Raw genomic sequence first — 23,170 nt, 5'->3', positions numbered from 1 at the left:
CATCGCTTACTCTCAAAGCGGGTGCAAATATAAAACGACTTTTCTTCTCCAACCAAATAAAAATGAACTTTTTTTTATCCGGTTTTTAAAGGAGCATCTTCTGCCTATCCCTTATAACACGTACTCCTAATGAACGATCGCTTCGTTTTTAAAGCGGCTGCAAATATAGAACGACTTTTCTTCTCCAACCAAATAAAAAACAATCTTTTTTTATTTAATTTTTGAAGGCCGATCTCCTCGCTATCCCCCATCATCAGTACTTTCAGTGAACGTACGCCTTGCTCTCAAAGCGGCTGCAAATATACAGCTGAATTTTAATTACACAATAGCTTTCTTAAACTTTAGTTACTTTTATTTTAAATGGATAGTTTCAGTGAAAAAACAGCTAATTCAGCAAGGATGCCAGAAGAAGCATTCGGAAAACACCAGTAAAAATCCTATTATGGAAAGAATTCAGCAATGAGAATCTAAGATATTTACAGAAAAAGATCCCAAACCAGCCCAAAACGGACCAAAAAATCGGTGTATGGATAGCCCGGAGCAGAAAAATTATTGTTCCCGTCTATAAGATCGTTCACATGCTGAAGCGTTAAAAAGATCCTCGCCTTATCAACTTTAGCATTAAAAAAGAAGTCTACCACCGGAAATTCACCAAGTTCTTGGGAATTCTGAGTATAGAATTCAGCCAAAATAGGATCATAACCATCCATTTTATATTTGGTGAAATATTTGAAAGTGAAACCGGTTTGCAAATAAAGAGCCTGATCAAACCAATAGTCCTTATAGTATATAGAATTACGGGTGGTAAATTCAGGAAGATTCAAAACCCCTGTCCCCTCCAGCACATTCTGATACATTATAGTATTATAAGATCCGAACAACCCAAGGTCGAACTCCTTTTCTGCTCTCAACTTTAAATACCTTACCTGCTCCCCAGCCTGCATCGGTTTCACAAAACCTTCTTCATTCAACCCGAAATAGGAATAATTTTCTATTTGAGACAGACTTGCATATAAATCCAGAAGCTTTTTAGAAGAGAAATCGGCAAAAAGTCGCTGAGATATTTCGTTATCAAAATTATTCTGCCAGTTATAGTTCACATAATTACTTTGATGAAGCAGGAAATTGAAATTAGGCGCAGAACTATTCTGATTGATCCCAAACAGAATACTATTCTCTTTATCGAATTCGTAGGAAGCAGTTGCTTTTAAAAAGTTCCCGGAAAATTCATCAGCGAGATTCAATCTTCCTTCAGCTTCTACCTCAAATCCTCCATATTGTTTTTTATAATACGCGCCAACATGCAGCAGATTTCCGCTTAACCTATTCCCGATGGTATCGCCAGGACGTATATATACAGAATTATAACCATAATCATAATTAGTATGACCCGCCTTAAAGGAAAGTTCTCCTAATAGACGATTACTGTAATTTACGGAAGCCTCATTAAAAAGGACCTCCAACCTGGTTTCATCTCTAAGATTAGCAGCTTCGAAGGATTCTCCGAAAATATCATTTTCAGCAGTCTCCTGGTCAAATTGAAATTTCTTATAGCTATAATCAAAAGTATGAGCTACACTCAAACTATTTATTGAATCAGCCGGATTTGTCAATTCATATTGATGATCCAGAAAAAATCTTTTTCCGAAAAGAATACTTTCGGCATCTTCAAAATTTACCTGAAGCACAGACCTGTCATCAAATTCTGGTTCCTTAGCTATATATTGTTCCATAGCCTGATCTGTTAAGCCACCATTTTCCTGGTTCAAAAGATCCTGGGATACGAAGTGAGCCTTGGCATGATATCTTTCATTATTAGAATCATAACTAAATCCCATGCGCAGATTCCCGGAACTTGTAAGTATATGCTGATATTTACCTAATGCCCTTACCCCCTTATAGGCAACGAACATATTGAAATTCTTAGAAGTATTTATGGTAAAAAACGCATCCAGCTGCTGCCCCTGTTCAGGAACGGTTTTAAAATATAACTCGGTCCAGGGCGTAGGCACATAGTAGTAATCTATATCCTCAACCTCGAAGAAATTAAAATGCCTGGCTCGTGCACCTAATTCTGGAAATGCATTTGTGTAATCTTTTCTCAGGCTCAAACTATTATAGGTTTGACCGGTATTTGAAAATGGAAGTAATTCGAAGTTGTCTTTTCTGAGATAATTGAACTTATAATCATCCATTATGGTAAGACTGGTATCGAGGTGGGTGGTATCCCTTTCTATAGAAATGATCTTATAAAGGTCTATGGAGGGAAGACTGTCTTTTTCACCCTTTTTAAAACTATTAGTATCGTTTTGCCTGTTTCTTTGAGCATCATCCTCAACCGGCGGTCTTCCCGAAAGTTTCCTAGGTTCCTGACTGAAACAATGGATGGAGCTAAGCAGGATAAATACTAAAAGTAATTTTTTCATAAAGAATTTAATTCTTCACAAAAATAGAATATTTAAGCTAATGCCATAAACAGTTTTAAAAAAGTAAAGCCACCCAATTGGGTGGCTTTACTATCAAGCTAAAAAAAGCTATTAGTTCTTTGTAAATACTTCAGTAATAACTCCGAAAGAACCTGCACTAACCGTATGATTAAGTGCTAAAGTGATTTTACCGGTACAAGGCTCCAATTTAGAACCTGCAGAACCAGTAACCTGAGCCTGCCCATACTGCCCAGAAACCCAAGCGTTTTGAGTAGGAACCGTTATAGAATTATCGGCATTTACCGTAAAGGTAATATCTGTCCCATCTGCAAATAGGTTCTTTACAACGTACTGATTAGCGCTAGCTCCAGCTTCGATTTCCACATCAAATTCAGCCTCAAAAAATTCAGAAGCATCAGTATATGTTCCAGCAACTTCGAATGGACATAATTTAGAAACGTTGATTGTAAGCGCATCACCTACAAATTCAGTCTGCTCAGAAGTTCCTAATTTTAAAACTAGCTTTCCACCAGTATTACTAAGATTATCATCTACTAGATTAACAGTAAAAGTACCTTCATTAGTATTAGCAGGAATATTAACACTGGCTGGCACTGTATAAGATTCTGCATTTAAAGTAGAAGAGCTTTCAACGTTGATAGCAATGCTTCTATCATTTCCAGTTAAATCTGCAGTATACACAGTTACATCATAAGACGCCTGATCATTTTGCACCACAGAGAAATCCATGGTAGTGGCTTCAAACGTAGCATAATTTGGCTGGTCTAAATCTTCTTCAAAATCACAAGAAGTGAATAGCGACAGGCCTACTGCCGCTATCATAGTATATATAAATTTATTCATATTAATTCTTTTTGGACGATTAGTCATTTTGAGTTGAAACTGCAGGATTGTAAAGTATCTCTGCTTCTGGAATTTCGAAAGTTAGTCTTTCGTCATCATAAGAAATTGGAACACCAACGAATGATAAGTGGTTATCACCTCTCACTACAGTCTCCTTATTTCTCTTTAAAGCAAGATAGCTTTTTCCTTCTCCCCAAAGCTCAATTCTCGTTTGCAGGTAGATCTCGTCTTTAAGACTAGATCCACTAAGAGAAGTTAAATATGAAGAATCATCCACTCTTTCATTTAATAGAGTTTGCAATGCCGCGATCGCTTCACCATCCATACCTAGGTTTGCAGCAGCTTCTGCATGCAGAAGATACATTTCAGCAACTCTCATGTATAAAAGATCTGAAAGGATTGTAGTACCACTTCCTCTAGGTACTCTTGCCTCCTCATAAAACTTGAACCAAGGCTGAAGGTAATTTGAAGAACTCTCGTCATCATAAAACTGAGTTTTTCTTACATCATCATCAGAAATTTGAGCGTAAAGATCTGAATCTATTGCCTTATAGTCACCATAACCGGCGTAGCTGTAAGAGAAATAGTCCATTTGACCCCACCATGACAATAAACCTACGTTACTATCTGTAGTTAGATCTGTACCCCACATCCATCCTGGAGTATTAACATCGTTGAAACCGCCAACAACTTCATCACGACTCATTATTCTGAATCCACCCTGATCGATAACTTCGCCAGTTAGATCTTTAACTGCTTGCCAGTTGTCACCTTTAAAAGCGTACACATAAGCAAGAATACCTTGTGCAACAGACTTATTTACTTCGGTCTTAGCTGAACGGTTAAAACCATCAAGTAAAGTAATAGCATCGTTAAGATCGCTTTCGATTAAGTTGAAGATTTCTGAAGCAGCTACTTTAGGACCATTTTGGTCGTCTGAATTAACATAAATAGGAAGTATTTCAGCACTAGGATTATAAGACTTCGTATAGTATTGAGTCAGGTAAAAATAAGAGTGTGCTCTCATCGCCTTAGCCTGCCCCATTAAATACTTATTAGCATCTAGTTCTGGCACCGCATCGTTACCACCTAAGGCATCGATTACAAGGTTAGCAGATCTAATGATCCTGTAGTAATATCTCCAAATCTGATAGTTATCCAGGTTCGTGAAATCCTGAGTTGCCTGAAATTCAGTAATGTTAGATCTATACCATCCAAAACTACTAACAGATAGGGCTACATCACCAGAAAGCATGTCTCCATAGATGTCATAAGCCTTGTGACCAAAGTCATCATGGCCTGTGGTACCACCACTACCATCTTCAAACATCAGCGTATAAATACCTGCAACAGACCCGGCAATAACTTCTGGGTTATTCGATGCAGCTTCCGCAACCTGATCCTGAGTTAGGAACTCAGATGGCTGCTTGTCCAAAAACTCCTCACTACAACCTACTCCTGAAAGTAGGATTGCAGCGATTCCTGTAATTTTAATTATATTTTTCATCATTCAATTTTTTTCTTTTTAAAATTTTACTCTAACTCCCATTGTAAAAGTGGTAAGTGGAGCATATAGTCTACGACCAGAGTTTCCATCTTCTCTTGTGAAAGGTAAAAATCCTTCACGAGCAGTTTCAGCAAATAAATTATCTCCAGACACAAATATATTCATATTATCAATTCCTAGATCTGCAAAAGAATCTCCATCAAGGGTATAACCTATCAAAGCGTTGTTAATAGTGATATAATCTGTACTAGTAACAAATCTTGTTGAAGTTGAAGTAGCTCTTGGATCATAAGCATCAGCTAAACGTGGAACATCAGTGATATCACCAGGACGTTGCCATCTGTTAGCGATATCTGTATGGTAGTTATTACCAACAGCACCAAATCTATCACTCATAAGTTCTGCATACTGGAAATCGATCGCATACCCACCGAAGCTATAAAGCAACTGAGTTGAGAAATTGAAATTCTTCCAGCTTGCACTTAATCTTGCTCCACCACGTACATCAGGGATACCTGATTTCCCAATATATTTTTCGGTAGCATCAACGTATGTATCTGTAATAGTCTTTTCCACTGTAGCATCCGGATTAGCAGCAAGATACGTAACCATATTCTGAATTCCAACATCGTCACCTCCGAAAGTACCGTTACCATCTACATCATCAAAATACTGGTACCATAATGGCGCACCATTTGCAGGATCTACTCCAGCCCATTCACGAGTAAAGATATCGTAGATAGATCTTCCTTCAGAATAAGCGAAAGGAGCGTTAGAAGTATCTAAAATTCTTGGCTCACCTGTAGAAGGCTCTAATGGCATCTTAGTGATCTCGTTGCTTAAGATCTCCCCGTTAATATTTAAATCCAGAGAGAAATCTCTTGTTTTAACCAAGTGACCTGTAAGGTTAAATTCAAGACCTGTGTTTCTTAAATCACCATCATTTACAGTAATGATCGCAATACCTTGAGAAGGACCTACTCTTCTAGAGAAGATCTGATCTTGAGTATTTTTAATATAGTAATCTACAGAACCGTCTAACCATCTACCTAGACTGAATTCAACACCAGCCTGAGTCATATATGAAGTTTCCCAGGTTAAATCTGGGTTACCGTTACCCAATACAGAAACAGCAATATTACCGTTTAGGTTACCAAGATCGAATGTATTGAATCCTGAATAGAACCCAACACCTGCCTGATCTCCAGTTACACCGTAAGAACCTTTCAATTTCAAGAAAGTAAGGAAGCTATTGTTATATAGGAAATCTTCGTTAGTAAGTACCCAAGCAGCACCTACAGATCCAAAAGTACCCCACTTCTCATTAACGAATCTTGAAGATCCATCACGACGAACAGAACCAGTTAAGTAATATCTATCATCATAGTCATAGTTAACCTGACCAAAGAATGATTCAATAGATCTACCCTCGTTAAATCCTTCTGGTTGAGCCGGGTTTACCACGTAGTTATTTAGCTCATAAAGTCCAGGTAAAACTACCTTAGTTTTAAAAGCATTATTCTCTGTGAAATCGTAATCGTTTGTTTCATGAGCGGCAAGAGCCTCGATAGAATGATCCCCAAATTGATCTGTATATCTTAACAATTGCAGGAAGTTAGTAGTTAAAACTTCTCTATCTCTTTTAAAAAGACTTCCACCTTCACCTACAGAAGTACCATAGAATGGGTTAGAAGCACTTGTAAACCTATCCATATAGTACTGAGCACCAAATCTAGTTTCAAAAACTAAATTTTCAGTAATGTCAATATTTAAAGAGAAGTTACCGTTGATCTCATGTCTATCTGTACCATTAAAATCGTACAATGCAGAACCAATAGGGTTCAGGTTATCAGACTGTGGTCTTGTTCTGAAATTAGAAGAACTACCATAATCATAAAGGAAACCACCATATACAGGATCAGGAATTCTTTCATAATTATTATCTCTCAAGAAAACAGGAAAAATTGGCGCAGTTTTATCAGCGAATTCAAATACGTTCTCAGAACCTACTGTTTGACCGTTGTTAAGGCTCTCTGAATATGTATATCCAATATTAGCACCTACTTCTAACCACTCCTTCACGTCTGACTTTACATTTAAACGTGTAGTATACCTGTCATATCCTGTGTTTACAGAATAACCATCATCATTAAGATATCCAGCAGAGGCAAAATAAGTGGTTTTCTCATTACCGCCTCCAAAACGAACGTTTGCTTCAGTTCTAATAGCAGAATCAAAAGCTTCATCTATAAAGCTTTCTGGAGTGTATCTTCTTGTAACCCCATCTCTAACCATTCTGGTCTCAGGATTGATAAGCTCACCACCATCTGCTACATTCCACATGTTATATCCAGCAGGAACGTAGTTATCTGTAAATAAATTTTGATTAGCAACCTGAGTTGGGTTAGCAGATCCTTCGATATCAGCTCTGTTGTAGATACCTTCCCAAACATAAGCGATATACTCTTCAGGAGATCTTACAACATTATATCTAGGAATAAGTTGGTCGTTTACCCCAGTTCTAACATCTACTTCAATATAATCATCTCCAGCTGCCCCACCTGACTTTGTAGTAATTAAAACAACACCGTTTGCACCTCTGGCACCATAAATAGCTGTTGCAGTTGCATCCTTCAAAATAGTAGTTGACTTAATATCAGAAGGGTTTATCGAGTTGATACTTCCAGAAAATGGAACACCATCCACTACATAAAGAGGATCACGGTTACCATTTACAGAACCAAATCCACGTATCCTAATAGTAGAAGCCGTACCAGGCTGTCCTGAAGTATTAATAACATTTACCCCAGCAACCTCACCGGCTAATGCCTGTGAAATGTTAGAAAATGCCTTAACCTCAAGGTTCTCAGCTGAAACAGTTGTTGCCGTACCGGCAAAAGATTGTTTTGTTGCAGTACCATAACCAACAACCACAACCTCATCTAGTGCAGCCGCATCGACTGACATTGTAATGTCCATAACATCTGAAGAGCCTACAGTTGACTCCTGAGTTGCAAAACCTAGATAACTAAAAACAAGCACATCACCTTGACCTACTGTTATGCTATAGTTACCATCAAAATCGGTTTGGACACCATTACTAGTACCTTTTTCAATGACGTTTACCCCTGGTAGAGGCAAACCATCCTCATCGATAACCGTACCTGTAACGGTTTTTTCCTGTGCAAATGAAATTTGCACTACTAACACCAGTAAAAGTGTTAGCAATCCTTGTAATCTTTTTTTCATTATTTGTTAAATTTGAATTAGCCAGCGCCAAAAATCATAATAATTTCCTAATAAACCAAAATTTTTACCATTTTAACTTATCAATACTTTAACACTTCAGTGTACCTTTCAGGCGTTAGCAGATAGACCTTTTAATTATTCCTTAAAAAATCAACAACAAAATTACGAATGCTTAATTTTTACAATATTGAAATAACGGTCGCAGGTACAGATGAGGCCGGAAGGGGTTGTTTGGCCGGACCGGTTACTGCTGCTGCGGTCATCCTGCCTAAAGACTTCAAAAATGAAGTCTTAAATGACTCAAAAACATTAAGTTTAAAAAATAGAAGATTATTAAAATCTCAAATTGAAGCTAATGCAATTGCCTATGCTGTAGAGCATATTTTCATGGAAAAAATAGATGAAATTAACATCCTGAATGCCTCTATTCTCGCTATGCACAAGGCTCTACAATCGTTAAAATTTGAATTTGATCACATAATCGTGGATGGAAACCGCTTTAAACCATTCAATAATATCCCTTATGAATGTATAGTAAAAGGAGATGGAAAATTCATGAGCATTGCCGCAGCTTCCATCCTGGCAAAAACCTCCAGAGATGAATTTATGGAAAAGATCCACGAGGAATACCCTGTCTACAACTGGAAAAAGAATAAAGGATACCCCACAAAAGAGCATCGAGCGGCAATTGAAAAGCATGGAATCACAGAATATCACCGTAAAAGCTTTAAACTACTTCCAGATCAATTGAAGATTGATTTCTAAGTTTCTATTTTTGCCCAAATCCAACCTAACCCAATGAAAAGATACATATTAGTTTTTCTAATAATTTCTTTGATCTCCTGCACCAAAGACAGGAAAGAAGATTTCATTCTACAGGACCTTATTCCTGAAAATTCTGAATTGATCGTTATCACCCCAGATCTGCAGGCTTTCATTGATAATCTTAGCTCGAATGATCTTTTGAGCAAAAGCAAATTCCCGCTTAAAACCAGGCTTACCAAAGAACTCGATTTTCTCAGGCTTTTGAATTTTAAAAACCAAACTGGCCTGGCCTTTTCCAATCTTTGGTCTCAAGATGTAAATTATACTCTTATAACCCAACGGGATTCAAGCCTTATCCCCTTTGATTCCATAAAGAACAAGTCTGTAGAAACAATTAAGGAAGGAGATGTTGAGTTCAAATCTGTTAACATCGAAAATTCCAAATTCTTCCTTTACGAGAAAGGAAATTCAGTATTCATTACGAATTCCAAACAAAGAATACTGGACTATGATGCTGAAGAAAAACTATTAAAATCCCCGGACTTTAAAAAAGCGTTTGAAGCTGCAGACAGGAATAAAACTTCGGTTTTTCTGCAACATTCAAAAATCCCTGATGATCTTTCTTCTTTCTTTAAGGATCTGAAATTCCCAGGATTTCAAAAACTGGCGAATTGGAGCTCTTTTGACCTTGACCTGGAAAAATCAAACATCAAAATCAATGGTATCAGTCTTGGAAATACTGGTGAAAATTTTCTGGGTATATTTTCAAATAGCGACCCGAGGCAGTCTGAAGTGGGAAAGGTATGCCCAGATGATTTTATAAGCTACTACTCGCTTGGGTTTTCCTCTTTTGAAAAGCTGTATGCGAATATCAAAGCAAAAGACAGTTTAAATACCGATTACCCGGCAGTACTGAATCATGCGATTGAAATTGCCTCGGTAAATCTTAAGGACGGTAGCGCTGTGGTGATCAATGTTCATGAAATTGAGGCTGCTAAAGAAGCCCTTGCAGGTTTAGGTGAAGAAATTGAATCTTTCAGAGGTTCATCTATTATCGAAGTGAACGAAGAAATCGAATTTTCAAACATTTTTAAAAATGTCATGGAGATAGAGAATGCGCAATTCTATACTATTCAAGATAATTTTGTGATCTTTTCCTCCTCTGTAGAGATCCTTAAAAAATTCGTCACTTCTTTTCAGAATTCAGATACGTTGGCTAATAAGCAATATTTTACAGATCTCATGTCTTCTCTTTCCTCTGAATCTTCAATGTTGTTTGTTATTAATTCCAAAGAATTTTCCAGAGCGAAGAATGAAAATTCAGAAGATCTGAAATTCAATAAAAATAGCCTGGCCGCCTTTCAGGTGATCAACGAGGATAATTTTGCACATCTACACGGGATCATTTCTAATTCAGAAAAAGCAGCAGCCAGCAATGGCGCCGAGCAAATTTCATCCTTTAAGATTGAGGCTCCTGTTTCTTCAAACCCATATTTTTTCAGAAATCACAGAACGGACCAACTGGATATTGCCGTTCAGGATCAAAACAATGATCTGTACCTCATTTCCAATAAGGGAAATATCTTCTGGAAGAAGAATATGGACAGCCCGATCACCAGCCCAATTTGCCAGGTAGATCTTTTTAAGAACGGGAATTTACAACTCGCTTTTTCTACCGGTTATAACATGGAGGTATTAGATAGAAATGGAAACAAAGTTGAAGGCTATCCAATCAGGTTTAATCAACCGCTTACCCAGCCGCTGGCGGTTTTTGATTATGACAATAACCGGAATTACCGGTTTGTATTGACGCAAAACAAAAAAGTCTATATGGTTGGTCCAAAAGGAAAAGCTATTAAAGGCTTTGATTTCGAGCAAGCCGGCAGCGATGTAATAAAAGCTCCGAAACATATAAGACTTGGAAATAAAGATTATATTCTCATCGCAGAAGAATCAGGAAAACTGAATATTCTTAGCAGGCAGGGAAAAATAAGAGTTCCGGTGAAAGACAAGATTGAATTTTCTGAAAACGAGTGGTACGGATACCAGAATAGTTTTGTGTCTACCAACCCACAAAAAGATCTAATTAAGATCTCCCAGAATGGAAATGTTTCTACCAACGATCTGGGACTGGCAGAAAACAATAGAATTGTCGCATATAAAAATGACCTGGTCTACCTGAACGAAAATGAACTTTCAATTAATTCCAAGATCGTGAATCTCGATTTTGGTCTTTATACAGATCCTCAACTTTTTACTTTCAGGAACCGAAGCCTTATTGCCATCACAGACACTCAAACGCAAAAGGTTTATGTTTTTAATGACAAGGCCGAATTACTCGAAGGCTTCCCAGTTTATGGTACTTCCCAGGTAGATATCGCGAATGCAGACCTGGATTCTAAACTGGAACTTATTGTTAGAGGAGAGGAGAATGAAATTCTCATGTACGAATTCTAAAATTCAGTTTTACAGGGTCTCCCTTATCGGAAATTACTTAGGAACGGAATAATTTTACAGGTTATAATCTTTAGCCCGTAATGCATGAGTTTAAAATTTCTACTCCTATTATTTACGCTTAGCCTTTCGGCCGAGTTAATTTCCCAGATTAAATTGAAAAGACCGACAGATGCGGTCGGGATCAAAATTGTTGATTCGGTAGTAGAAAGATCCTTCAATATTTATGAGCAGCTTTTTGACTATCACCTGCGCATAAACGAGGGAGAGATCCTTGGTGCAGAGGATATGTCCCAGGTGGAATACATATTAAAAGAATCAGATAAGATCATCAAGGATGCCCATGCGGCGAAAGAAATTCTTAAAAAAGAAAAATTCTTTACCAGGGCTAAAGCTACCATTCATCTGGAAAGAGCCAAAAGAGCGGTTTATTATTGCCGGGATACCAGCGAAGATCTACTTCTGGCTCATACAACGAGAAGGAAAAATTAGATAGTTCTATTCAGAAGAAAGTAATTCTGCTTCAAATAGGTCTGCGAAATGTCGCATTAGTTTCTGCTGAACTTCTTCCATAGCGACTTCCTGTTTTCCTAACTCAACATTCAGAGAAGTTACGGCCTTTCCTTTAATTCCGCAGGGAATAATATTATCGAAATAACCCAAGTCGGCATTTACATTTAAAGCAAAACCATGCATGGTCACCCAACGGCTCGCCCTTACTCCCATCGCACAAATCTTACGAGCAAACGGAGTTCCCACATCCAGCCACACACCAGTCTCTCCCGGGCTTCTTTCAGCCTTAAGTCCATATTCCGCCAAAGTTAGGATCACCATCTCCTCTAGCAGGCGTAAATATTTATGGATATCTGTAAAGAAATTATCAAGATCAAGGATAGGATAGCCCACGATCTGCCCCGGGCCGTGATAGGTAATATCCCCTCCCCGGTTTATCTTATAATAAGTAGCATTTTTAGCTTCCAGTTCGGCTTCAGAGATCAGCAGGTTTTCAATATCCCCGCTTTTTCCCAAAGTATACACATGTGGATGCTCTACAAAAAGAAGATAGTTCTTCGTAGGAAGATCGAGCTCTTCACGGCGATTCCTGATCTTTAGATCCAGCGTATTCTTAAAAAGCTCCTCCTGATAATCCCAGGTATCCTTATAATCTTTAACTCCTAAATTCTGTACTTCAACTTTCTTATTCATGCTTTAAGACTTCGGATTATTCAAAATTATGAGAGCGGCGATCACTCCTGGCACCCAGCCCAGCAAGGTAAGAATGAGGACTATTAATATAGATCCGCAGCCTTTATCGTAAACTGCCAGCGGGGGAAATAAGACTGAAAGGATGACTCGCCAGATACTCATTTAAGCAAATTTTCACGCAAAGATAGAATTATTATTTCGGCTTTTAATTGCATTGTGTGGCAGGCTGATAGTCACTATATTTGCATCCGCATTTTTGTTGAATGCATAAAAAAAATTATATGCAGCAGTTATCAGAACAGGAACAGATTAGAAGAGAAAAATTAACGGCCATAAGAAAAGCCGGCATCAATCCATATCCAGCAGATCTTTACCCAGTAGATCATTTAACTTCAGAGATCAAGCAGAATTTTGAAGAAGGAAAGAAAGTAGTGATCGCGGGTAGATTAATGTCCAGAAGGATTCAGGGAAAGGCATCTTTTGCTGAACTACAAGATTCTAAAGGCAGGATCCAGGTATACTTTAACCGTGATGAGATCTGCCCTGGCGAGGACAAGGCAAAATATAATGATGTCTATAAAAAATTGCTTGATATAGGTGATTTTATTGGGATCGAAGGTGAGTTATTTAAAACCCAGGTTGGGGAAATGACCGTGATGGTTAAGGACTTCCACCTATTGAGTAAGTCTATTCGCCCTCTTCCGCTTCCTAAAACTGATAAAGAAGGAAATACCCACGACGGATTTAATGATCCTGAACAAAGATACCGCCAGCGTTATGCTGATCTTGCGGTGAATCCAAAAGTGAAAGAAGTTTTTGTAAAGCGAACCAAACTGTTCAATGCGATGCGAAATTTCTTTAATGAAAGAGAATATTTCGAGGTAGAAACTCCAATCCTTCAGTCTATCCCGGGTGGGGCAGCCGCAAGACCTTTCGTTACACACCACAATGCGCTGGATATTCCATTATACCTGAGAATTGCCAATGAGCTTTACCTTAAGAGATTGATCGTAGGTGGTTTTGATGGGGTTTATGAATTCTCGAAAAACTTCAGAAATGAAGGAATGGACAGGACTCATAATCCGGAATTTACTGCGATGGAGATCTATGTAGCCTACAAGGACTACAACTGGATGATGGACTTCACCGAGAAATTACTGGAGCATTGCGCCATTGCCGTAAACGGAACTACCGAAGCTACTTTTGGCGAGCATAAGATTGACTTTAAAGCGCCATATAAGCGTCTGAGCATGACCGATGCTATCAAGGAATTTACCGGTTTTGATATTACCGGGAAGTCTGAGAAAGAACTTTATGAAGCTGCTAAAGGAATGGGTATCGAGGTTGATGATACCATGGGTAAAGGTAAACTGATCGACGAGATCTTCGGCGAAAAATGTGAAGGTAACTTTATCCAGCCAACTTTTATTACAGATTATCCTAAAGAAATGAGTCCGCTTTGTAAGGAGCACCGTGATAACCCTGAACTTACTGAACGTTTTGAATTAATGGTTTGCGGTAAAGAGATCGCGAATGCGTATTCTGAGCTGAACGATCCTTTGGACCAGAGAGAACGTTTTGAAGAGCAATTGAAACTTTCAGAAAAAGGTGATGACGAAGCAATGTTCATAGACAATGACTTTTTAAGAGCTTTAGAATATGGTATGCCTCCTACTTCTGGACTTGGAATTGGAATGGACAGACTAATCATGTTCTTGACCAATAAGCAGTCTATACAGGAAGTATTATTCTTCCCGCAAATGAAGCCTGAGAAGAAACAGGTGGAATTGACCGAGGAAGAAAAAGCGGTTTTCAAACTATTGAAAGATAATAATGTTCATGAACTTGATACCGTAAAAGAAGATTCAGGTCTTAGTAACAAGAAATGGGATAAAGCCGTAAAAGGACTGAGAAAACATAAGATGATAGATGTTTTTAAAGACGGTGAAAACCTGAACATCAAGGCTATATAATTATAGGTTTAATAAGCTTATATCCATTTTAAATTAAAAGCTCTGTAGTAATTGCAGAGCTTTTTTTATTAAATTGGTTTATGGATAGCCCAATTCTCCCAAAACAACCACCTGTGTTTATCTCCTATTTAAGGGTAGGTAAACTTCTATATATTTCGCTTGGGCTGTTTGCTGCGGAATCTTATTTCTTCTGGAGGTTATTTAAAAGTAGCAGGTTCCAGGAGCAGGAATTAATGCAGGCATTCTGGCTTATTTGCTTTCTTTTTTCCTTTGTGCATATTTTCCTGGTACTTATGGATGGCTGGTCCAGATTTCAGAATTATAAAAAAATAAAGGATCTCTTCTACCAGCATGGTTTCAAGGTTAGAATTGCCGTGAATTACAGAGGATCAAAATGCCAACGAAACGCGGCTATCGTTGCTGCCGAAGAACTAGGATTTGGGAATGATGTTCGCAGACTTTATAAAAAACTGGGAATAAAAGAATATCACTTGTTACCTGATTTTTTTGTGCAGGACCCGTTCTTTCTTTTCAAAAATTCCTTCTGGTCCCGTACATTCCTGGAAAAATATTACCCTCCAAAATTTGATTTTAGAAGCATCTCCAAAATGCAAATCCCTGTAAACTGAGAATTTATAGGGGTATTCTTTAAACCATTTTGATTTTTAAAAGTCTTATAACTGCCGAATGGCAGTCTTTTTTCATTTTCAGGTGAAAATTACTGCCTTAAAAAAGATCTTATTAATTAAAAAACTAAAATCTATGATTAAGAAACAGAGCCTACGGCTTCTGGTTTTAGCCCTTTCCCTATCGGTTTCCGGTTGTGCTGTTTTTCAGCCTGAGAAAAAGTCGGAATCCAAAACTGCTTCCGCAGAAAACTCCAAAAAAGATAAGAACGGACTCAAGCCCTATGATAAAGTTATTACCAAAGACGCGAAAAGCGACAAGGGTCTTTTTACTGTACACGAGGTAGAAGACAAAAATTTTTACGAGATCCCAGACAGTCTCTTTAACCGTGAAATGCTTACGGTAACCCGTATCGCCAAAACAGCCAATGGTATTGGTTTTGGCGGCGGAAAACAAAATACACAGGTTCATCGCTGGCAGAAAAAAGGTGATAAGGTTTTACTTCGTGTAGTATCTTATGAAGTTTATGCTGCTGATTCCTTACCTGTACACGAGGCGGTAAGAAATTCGAATTTTGAACCTATCATTCAAAGTTTCGATGTTAAGACAGTTGGAAAAGATTCCATTTCAAAATCTACTGTTATCGATGTTACAGATCTTTACACCAAAGATGTCCAGGCTCTTGGTTTACCTGACGGAACCAGAAAAAGGTTCAAGGTATCAAGACTTGACGAAAGCAGGTCTTACATAGATACTATTAGAAGTTATCCTGAAAATATCGAAATAAGACACGTAAAAACTTATAACGCAGGGGATCCTCCTTCCAATTCCAGTACAGGATCCATTTCCCTTGAGTTCAGTAATTCTATGATCCTTCTTCCTGAAGTCCCAATGGAAAGAAGATATTTTGATGAAAGAGTAGGATGGTTCACTACAGAGCAAACAGACTACGGCCTGGATGCTCAAAAAAGTGAAACCGTAGAATACCTTGACAGATGGAGACTTGAAGTTAGGGAAGAAGATATGGAGAAGTTCAAAAACGGTGAATTAGTAGAACCAAAAGAACCTATCGTATATTATATAGACCGTGCAACTCCTGAAAAGTGGGTTCCTTTTATCAAACAGGGGATCGAAGACTGGCAGGTAGCTTTTGAAGCAGCAGGTTTCAAAAACGCGATTATTGCCAAGGACGCTCCTACCGTAGAAGAAGATCCAGACTGGAGCCCAGAAGATGTAAGATATTCTGTAGTAAGGTACCTTGCCTCCCCTATTCCAAATGCTAACGGACCGCATGTTAGTGATCCGCGTTCGGGAGAGATACTGGAATCTGATATCAACTGGTATCACAATGTAATGACCCTACTTCGAAACTGGTTCTTCGTACAGACCGCAGCTATAAATCCTGAAGCACAGGATGTCGCTTTCAAGGATGAAGTAATGGGAAGATTGATAAGATTTGTTTCCTCTCACGAAGTTGGTCACACTTTAGGTTTACCACACAACATGGGAAGTAGCGTTGCATATCCCGTAGAGAAATTAAGAGATGCTGAATTTACTCAAGAATTTGGTACTGCTCCTTCGATCATGGATTACGCACGTTTCAATTATGTAGCCCAGCCAGAAGATGGTGATGTTGCTTTAATGCCGAACATTGGTCCATATGACAAATATGCCATTGAATGGGGTTACCGTCCAATTCCGGAGAAAGAAGGAAAGGAAGAAAAATCAATTCTTGATGAATGGATCCTCGAACATGCAGGAGACCCAATGTATAGATTTGGTAGCCAGCAAAGCGGTGGCGTGATAGACCCAAGTTCTCAAACTGAAGATCTTGGAGATGACGCCATGCTTGCCAGTGAATATGGTATTAAAAACCTTAAACGAATTGTACCTAATCTAATCGAGTGGACAGCTGAGGACGGTAAGGATTATGACGATCTTGATGATCTTTATGGGCAGGTACTTTCACAGTATAACCGATATATGGGGCACGTTGCTGCCAATATTGGTGGTGTTTATGAATACTACAAGACCTATGATCAGGAAGGCGCAGTATATTTCCACGTAACCGAGGAAAAACAACGAAGAGCGATGGACTTTCTTCAGGAACAATTATTCGAAACACCAGAATGGCTAATCAATCAGGAGATCTTCAATAAGATCGAATTTGACGGAAATCTTGAACGTATTCGAAATATGCAACAGAGAACACTGAATAATATCCTTGATTTTGGAAGAATGGCCAGGTTGATGGAGAATGAGGAGATCAATGGGAAGGATGCCTATACTCTACTGGATATGATGACCGAATTAAGAGAAGGGATCTGGAGTGAAGTTTATTCAGGTAAAAGAATAGATCGATACAGAAGAAATCTTCAACGTGCTTATATTGAAAGAATGGAGCATTTGATGAATGAAGAACAGGACGAGGTACCGGCAAGATGGAGAAGATGGGTAACCAGAAGCGAGATCAATGTATCACAGAGTGATATTAGACCGGTTGTACGTGGTGAACTTAATGCTTTGGAAAGACAGATCAAAAGTTCTGTATATCGTTCGGGAGATACTCTAACCCGTTACCATTTACAGGATATATTGAAGAGAATAGACCTTATTCTGAATCCTATCAACTAGGTTCAAAATATACAGTTTATATAGAAGCTACCGCCTAAAAGCGGTAGCTTTTTTTGTTAAACACCATTCGATTCAGAAGTATTTATTTTAACTTTAAGTAACTGTAAACCAATAATTTAATCATCATGAAACGGATCACAATATTAGCAATGCTATTTGCTTTCATTTCTATGGGAGCTATCGCACAGGTTAAAGAAAAGCATCATGAATCTCACAATATTAAAGAGAATATCGATACCGAGGCACATGCCATGATGTATGCAGACAAAGTCACCACAAGATTGAACCTAAGCCTGGAACAAAAAGAAAAGATCCAGGAAGCTCAAATGAAAAGACTGCAACATGAAAAGGAAATGATGGCAGAAATGATGCATGATACTGGCGAAATGGGAGAGATGAAGAAGAAAAAAATGCACGCCTATGAAGATGAGTTCATGGCTGACATGAAGAATATTCTAACTCCTGCACAATATCAGAAATGGCTCACTATGCACGAAAGAGAGAAGAAAATGCATTACTGATTTATTCTCTTAAACGGAAAGTACCTTAATTAACCCGTAAGTTTAATTCACAAAGAACTTTACGATAAGTCCTCCTGCCAGCCATAAATAGCAGGCAAAAGCCAGGTATTTGAGGGTTTTCTCCAGGGCCTTACTCTTGGGCGCCATTTCTTTCATGAACATCACATCATCCCTTTTAAAGAATCCCAGGTAAACCAGGAAACCAGAAATGGCGAGGAAAGCCATATTAAGCCAGAATGTATAATCTATTTTGAAGTATTCACTATCCTGTATTTTTACTGAAGATGGATCAGGTAACATATCAAACAGATTGAATCCGTAATGCAGGGCCAGGGAGGCTCCTATCAAAGAAGTGAATAAAAGGAAAAGGATAAAAAAGCTCATTTTCCATCCATAATATTTTGCATTTATCCGAAGGATTGGGAACACTACAAGATCGCTAAAAATAAAGGCCATCACCCCGGCAAAACTTACTCCTTTACTAAATAGCAAGGCCGCCAGCGGTATATTTCCCATGGAACCAATAAAGGTCAGGAATGCCGCTACCGGGCCTACTACGACATGTTCGAGAATGGTGAAAAATCCGAAATCGGTATTTCCCTGTCCGCTGTTGATGAACAGGGTTTCAAAGAATGAATCGGGAACGAAAGCAGCAACGATACCGGCTACGGTAAAGCCCACACTCACATCTTTCCAGACCATCTTCCACTCCATCCCGTATTGTTGCGCTACCTTAGCCCAACCAGTCTCAGACTTTATTTTCTTTTTCCAGGACTTCGAACTATCATCTTCGTCATCCTCGCTATCCAGTCTTTCTCTGGCCTTTTTAATAAGCTTCTTTGGATTGATAATTCGAACCAGCAGCCAGCTGATAAGGATTAGAATGAGTCCGCCCACATATTCTCCAACCACGAATTGCCAACCCAGAAAAATGGATATGATAATACCAAGTTCGATAACCAGGTTGGTCGAAGCCAGCAAGAAAGCTATTGACGAAACGAAACTCGCTCCTTTTTTAAACAAACTTTTGGTAGAAGCCAGGGCTGCGAAACTACAGGAACTGCTAATAAAACCGAAAAATGTACCGAGCAGAACTCCCTTCCTCTCTCCTTGCCCCATGGTTTCCTGCATCTTCTTTTCGGTCACAAAAACCTGTATACAACTACTAATCACGTAACCCAGTGCGAAAGCCCATAAGGCCATCCAAAAAAATCCGCTGGTGGTGTACGCGGCTTCTCCCCATTTGCTTAAAAAATCCTGCATAAATAAAATTCTCTAATTCCTATTGTTTTTACGTCAAGCTGCTCCGATGCTTTGGGAGATTCAGCTTTTCTATCAGATCCTGAAACAAGTTCCGGATGACTTCCAGTTTAATTTTTTTTTTAGACCCTGAAATAAATTCAGGGTGACGTTATTAATTCAAATTTCATTCAGAGCGAAATGCAATGAAGCGAAAAATCTTTTCCACTTGAAAGAGATTCCTCCTCCGTCGGAATGACAGGCATTGTCATTCAGAACGTAGCGATAGCGGAGTGAAGAATCTCGTACTCTTGAGATTCCTCCTTCGTCGGAATGACAGGCATTGTCATTCAGAACGCAGCGATAGCGGAGTAAAGAATCTGGAGCTCAAATAATATTCCTCACTTCGTTCGGGATGACATATATTCTTTACAATTTCGCATTCCTCAACCTCAGCGCGTTCGCGATCACCGAAACCGAACTAAAACTCATAGCCAGCGCGGCGATCATTGGCGAAAGCAATAATCCAAAAAACGGATATAACACTCCTGCCGCAATTGGCACTCCCAACGTATTATAAATGAGCGCGAAGAACAGGTTCTGCTTGATATTCTTCATCACCTTTTCACTAAGCCTTATTGCCTTCAAAACACCTTTTAGATCTCCCTTTACCAGGGTGACCTCAGCGCTTTCTATAGCCACATCGGTACCTGTCCCCATAGCGATCCCAATATCAGATTGCGCGAGAGCCGGGGCATCATTGATACCATCTCCGGCCATGGCCACTTTTCTACCTTCGGCCTGGAGTCTTTTTACCTCATCCATTTTATTCTGCGGGATCATTCCCGCTTTGAAGTCGGCAAGGTTTAATTCTTTAGCTACCGCAGAAGCGGTTTTCTCATTATCTCCGGTTAGCATCACCACTTTAATTCCTTCTTTTTGAAGTTCATCCAGAGCTTCCCGACTTGTCTTCTTGATCTTGTCTGAAATGGTTACAAAGCCAACCACTTTAGAATCTACCGACAGGTAAGAAACGGTTTTCCCTTTTTCCTGTTCTGCAGAAACCTTTGCCAGAACTTCTTTTGAGATTTCAGCATTTTCAACCTGCATTAGTTTATCATTTCCAAGCGCCAGTGCTTTTCCTTCAAATTTCGCTTCCACTCCTTTCCCGGTCACCGAATTGAAATCTGCAGCTTCTCCATATTCAATATTTTCCGCTTTCGCATAATTCACGGTCGACGTTGCCAATGGATGTTCACTTTGAGCATTTACCGAAGCAATAAGACGTATGATCTCTTTTTCAGTAAAATCTGGAGATACTGAAACCACCTTTTCCACAGAGGGCTTTCCTTCGGTGATGGTTCCCGTCTTATCGATGATAAGCGTATCGATCTCATTCATTTCTTCCAGCGCGCGGGCATTCTTGATCAGCACCCCGTTTTTAGCTCCTTTCCCCACTCCTACCATAACCGACATTGGCGTGGCCAATCCTAAAGCGCAGGGACAGGCAATGATCAAAACGGCTATAGCATTCACGAGAGCGTAAACGTAAGCAGGTTCTGGACCCCAGATCGCCCAGGCAATAAAGGTAAGAACAGAAATAAGCACTACTATAGGGACAAAATAGGCCGAAATTCTATCGGCTAACTTTTGAATAGGAGCCTGGGAGCGACTTGCTTCATTCACCATTTTGATGATCTGGGCAAGCAAGGTCTCATCTCCAACTTTCTCGGCGGTCATGGTAAAACTCTGGTTTCCGTTAATGGTTCCCGAGCTAACCTTATCACCTTCTTTTTTATCTACCGGTATGGGCTCTCCCGTGATCATAGATTCGTCAATGTTGGATTTCCCCTTTTTAATAGTTCCATCCACCGGGACCTTATCGCCAGGTTTTACTCTTAAAACATCTCCTTTCTGAATCTTATCTACCGAAATAGTTTCCTCTTTACCATCTGCCACCCTTACGGCTGTATTCGGGGCAAGTTTTAATAATTCTTTAATTGCTGAATTTGTCCTGCTGTGTGCACGGGCTTCCAATACCTGACCCATCAACACGAGGGTTAAAATAACCGTGGCTGCTTCAAAATAAACATGCACGGTCCCCATTTCGGTCTTGAACTGGGCCGGGAAAAAATCCGGAAATATCAGTCCAAAAACACTAAAAACCCAGGCCACCCCTGCTCCAATCCCTATAAGGGTAAACATATTGAGGTTCCATGTCTTTATAGATCGCCAGGCTCTCTCGAAGAACATCCAGGTGGCATAGAATACCACAGGTAGGGAAAGTGCAAATTGTACCCAGTTCCAGGTTTGCATACCTGCCAGGTCATATAGTGGATTGTCCGGGATCATTTCAGACATCGCAATCAAAAAGATCGGCAAGGTGAAAGCTACCGAGATCCAGAATTTCCTTAATAGTTTTTTATATCCCTTTTCCTCCGCGGAAACTTCAGGTTGCATCGGCACTAATTCCATCCCGCAAATAGGGCAATCTCCGGGTTCGTCTTTGACAACCTCCGGATGCATGGGACAGGTAAACTGAACTTTGGTAGCAGCGCTCACCTCTTCAACGAGGTCCATGCCACACACAGGACAGTCGCCTGGCTTGTCATAGGTCTTATCGCCTTCACAATGCATGGGGCAATACCAGGTACCAGTTCCCTTTCCATCACTTTTGCTTTTCTTTTTTGCTTCAGGATTTGGTGGAGCCTGTTCTCCCGGCATCATAATGTGATAATTCCCGCCATCTTTTTGCAGAGCCTCCTCAAATTTTTCAATTTTGATATGCTCTTGCATGCTGATCTCGGCTTCGGCTTTTTCGAGATCCACCTTAGCTTCGATAACGCCTTCAACCTCATTAAGAGTTTTTTCAACATGACTCCTACAACCATTACAGGTCATCCCAGTTATTTTATAAGTATGGGTCATAGGTTTTCCCGAATGCTGTTCAGCATCTTCAGGTAACATAATATGATAATTTCCTCCTTCACTGGCCAGGGCATTCTCAAGCTTATGTAGCGGAACATGCTTTTTCATCTCTACTACCGCTTCAGCTTTTTCAAGATCTACGCTAACACCGGAGACCCCTTCAACATTAGAAAGAGTCTCTTCTACCTGGTTTCTACAACCATTGCAGCTCATTCCCGTTATCTTATATTTATGTTTCATTTTTTTGAAGAATTGCCTCCTTATTTAGAAAGTTACGGAGATTTAATTTTAGCTAAGGTAAGCAGCAAAAAAAAGAGAGGAATTTAAAATTATGGAAAAGTCTTTCGAAAAGTATAGAAATGCCAGAGGGGAATTTCTTCCCCTCTGGCAATTGATTCTATGTTACGCTAAAAAACTTTCGCATGCAGTTACACATTCTTTACAGGCTTTAGCGCAATCCTTGCAGTGCTGTGTATCATGTTTCCCACACTCATCGACACATGCCTGGCATACTTTTTTACAATATTCCACCAGGCCTTTTACATCCTTATAATCTGTGGCCAGGACCTGGTTCAAGGTAGAACATACTTCTGCACAAACTCTATCTAAGCGAATGCAGTCTTTCATCATTTTTACATTGTCTTCTTCCAGACAGGCATCTGCACAATAATTACAATGGTTAATACAGTTTCCCAATGCACTTATCAATTTCTCATTTCTCATAACTTGTTGAATTTATTGGTTATAACTCAAATGTAGAAATGACCGGGAAGAGAC

Annotated in this window: 16 protein-coding genes; 7 read left to right on the top strand and 9 right to left on the bottom strand. The window is 39.3% G+C overall.

All coding sequences use genetic code 11. The features are described from left to right. Window positions 1-476: 476 nt before the first annotated feature. The 4 genes from C8P64_RS15975 to C8P64_RS15960 all read right to left on the bottom strand — a co-directional run bounded on the left by C8P64_RS15975 (window position 477) and on the right by C8P64_RS15960 (window position 8,046). Window positions 477-2,426: a putative porin gene (locus C8P64_RS15975; protein ID WP_108173103.1), complete on the bottom strand. Its 1,950-nt coding sequence runs from the start codon at window positions 2,424-2,426 to the stop codon at window positions 477-479. A gap of 111 nt (window positions 2,427-2,537) precedes the next feature. Continuing rightward, window positions 2,538-3,290, bottom strand: a complete 753-nt coding sequence (locus C8P64_RS15970; protein WP_146167234.1) for a hypothetical protein — start codon at window positions 3,288-3,290, stop codon at window positions 2,538-2,540. Between the two features lie 19 nt (window positions 3,291-3,309). Beyond that, window positions 3,310-4,800, bottom strand: coding sequence for a RagB/SusD family nutrient uptake outer membrane protein (locus tag C8P64_RS15965; RefSeq protein ID WP_211307622.1), 1,491 nt, complete (start codon window positions 4,798-4,800; stop codon window positions 3,310-3,312). Between the two features lie 15 nt (window positions 4,801-4,815). Then, window positions 4,816-8,046 carry a SusC/RagA family TonB-linked outer membrane protein gene (locus C8P64_RS15960; protein ID WP_108173101.1) on the bottom strand — a complete coding sequence of 1,077 codons (3,231 nt, stop codon included), beginning with the start codon at window positions 8,044-8,046 and terminating at the stop codon, window positions 4,816-4,818. Window positions 8,047-8,214: 168 nt separating this feature from the next. On the opposite strand from C8P64_RS15960, the gene C8P64_RS15955 reads away from it, so the two are divergent. The 3 genes from C8P64_RS15955 to C8P64_RS15945 all read left to right on the top strand — a co-directional run bounded on the left by C8P64_RS15955 (window position 8,215) and on the right by C8P64_RS15945 (window position 11,757). Further along, entirely contained in the window at window positions 8,215-8,811 is a 597-nt protein-coding gene (locus tag C8P64_RS15955) for a ribonuclease HII (protein WP_108173100.1), read from the top strand. A 33-nt stretch (window positions 8,812-8,844) separates the two neighbouring features. After that, window positions 8,845-11,268, top strand: a complete 2,424-nt coding sequence (locus C8P64_RS15950; RefSeq protein ID WP_108173099.1) for a hypothetical protein — start codon at window positions 8,845-8,847, stop codon at window positions 11,266-11,268. A gap of 84 nt (window positions 11,269-11,352) precedes the next feature. Next, a complete protein-coding gene (locus C8P64_RS15945; RefSeq protein ID WP_108173098.1) occupies window positions 11,353-11,757 on the top strand; it encodes a hypothetical protein in 405 nt (134 codons plus the stop codon). Window positions 11,758-11,763: 6 nt separating this feature from the next. Here the strand turns inward: C8P64_RS15945 and lipB are convergent, their stop codons facing one another. Together lipB and C8P64_RS15935 are read right to left on the bottom strand one after the other, a co-directional pair. Beyond that, entirely contained in the window at window positions 11,764-12,471 is a 708-nt protein-coding gene (gene lipB / locus C8P64_RS15940) for a lipoyl(octanoyl) transferase LipB (protein WP_108173097.1), read from the bottom strand. A gap of 3 nt (window positions 12,472-12,474) precedes the next feature. Beyond that, a complete protein-coding gene (locus C8P64_RS15935; RefSeq protein WP_108173096.1) occupies window positions 12,475-12,633 on the bottom strand; it encodes a YqaE/Pmp3 family membrane protein in 159 nt (52 codons plus the stop codon). A 119-nt stretch (window positions 12,634-12,752) separates the two neighbouring features. Here C8P64_RS15935 and lysS point away from each other — a divergent pair, with 119 nt between their 5' ends. The 4 genes from lysS (at window position 12,753) to C8P64_RS15915 (ending at window position 18,226) form a co-directional block, all read left to right on the top strand. Beyond that, entirely contained in the window at window positions 12,753-14,444 is a 1,692-nt protein-coding gene (lysS, locus tag C8P64_RS15930; RefSeq protein WP_245889720.1) for a lysine--tRNA ligase, read from the top strand. A gap of 80 nt (window positions 14,445-14,524) precedes the next feature. After that, window positions 14,525-15,073 carry a hypothetical protein gene (locus C8P64_RS15925; RefSeq protein ID WP_108173094.1) on the top strand — a complete coding sequence of 183 codons (549 nt, stop codon included), beginning with the start codon at window positions 14,525-14,527 and terminating at the stop codon, window positions 15,071-15,073. Window positions 15,074-15,206: 133 nt separating this feature from the next. Then, window positions 15,207-17,705, top strand: coding sequence for a zinc-dependent metalloprotease (locus C8P64_RS15920; protein WP_108173107.1), 2,499 nt, complete (start codon window positions 15,207-15,209; stop codon window positions 17,703-17,705). Window positions 17,706-17,830: 125 nt separating this feature from the next. Further along, on the top strand, window positions 17,831-18,226 hold the full coding sequence (locus tag C8P64_RS15915; RefSeq protein WP_146167233.1) for a hypothetical protein: 396 nt from the start codon (window positions 17,831-17,833) through the stop codon (window positions 18,224-18,226). Window positions 18,227-18,268: 42 nt separating this feature from the next. On the opposite strand, the gene C8P64_RS15910 is transcribed toward C8P64_RS15915, so the two are convergent. From C8P64_RS15910 to C8P64_RS15900, 3 genes are all read right to left on the bottom strand, one after another. After that, window positions 18,269-19,489: a permease gene (locus C8P64_RS15910; protein ID WP_108173092.1), complete on the bottom strand. Its 1,221-nt coding sequence runs from the start codon at window positions 19,487-19,489 to the stop codon at window positions 18,269-18,271. Between the two features lie 405 nt (window positions 19,490-19,894). After that, window positions 19,895-22,633 (bottom strand): heavy metal translocating P-type ATPase, encoded by a 2,739-nt coding sequence (locus C8P64_RS15905; protein WP_108173091.1) that lies wholly within the window; start codon window positions 22,631-22,633, stop codon window positions 19,895-19,897. 162 nt (window positions 22,634-22,795) lie between these two features. Beyond that, on the bottom strand, window positions 22,796-23,116 hold the full coding sequence (locus C8P64_RS15900; RefSeq protein ID WP_108173090.1) for a four-helix bundle copper-binding protein: 321 nt from the start codon (window positions 23,114-23,116) through the stop codon (window positions 22,796-22,798). Window positions 23,117-23,170: the final 54 nt, after the last annotated feature.

The organism is Christiangramia gaetbulicola (assembly GCF_003054225.1).
Lineage (GTDB): Bacteria > Bacteroidota > Bacteroidia > Flavobacteriales > Flavobacteriaceae > Christiangramia > Christiangramia gaetbulicola.
This window is presented reverse-complemented; position numbering and strand designations above follow the sequence as displayed.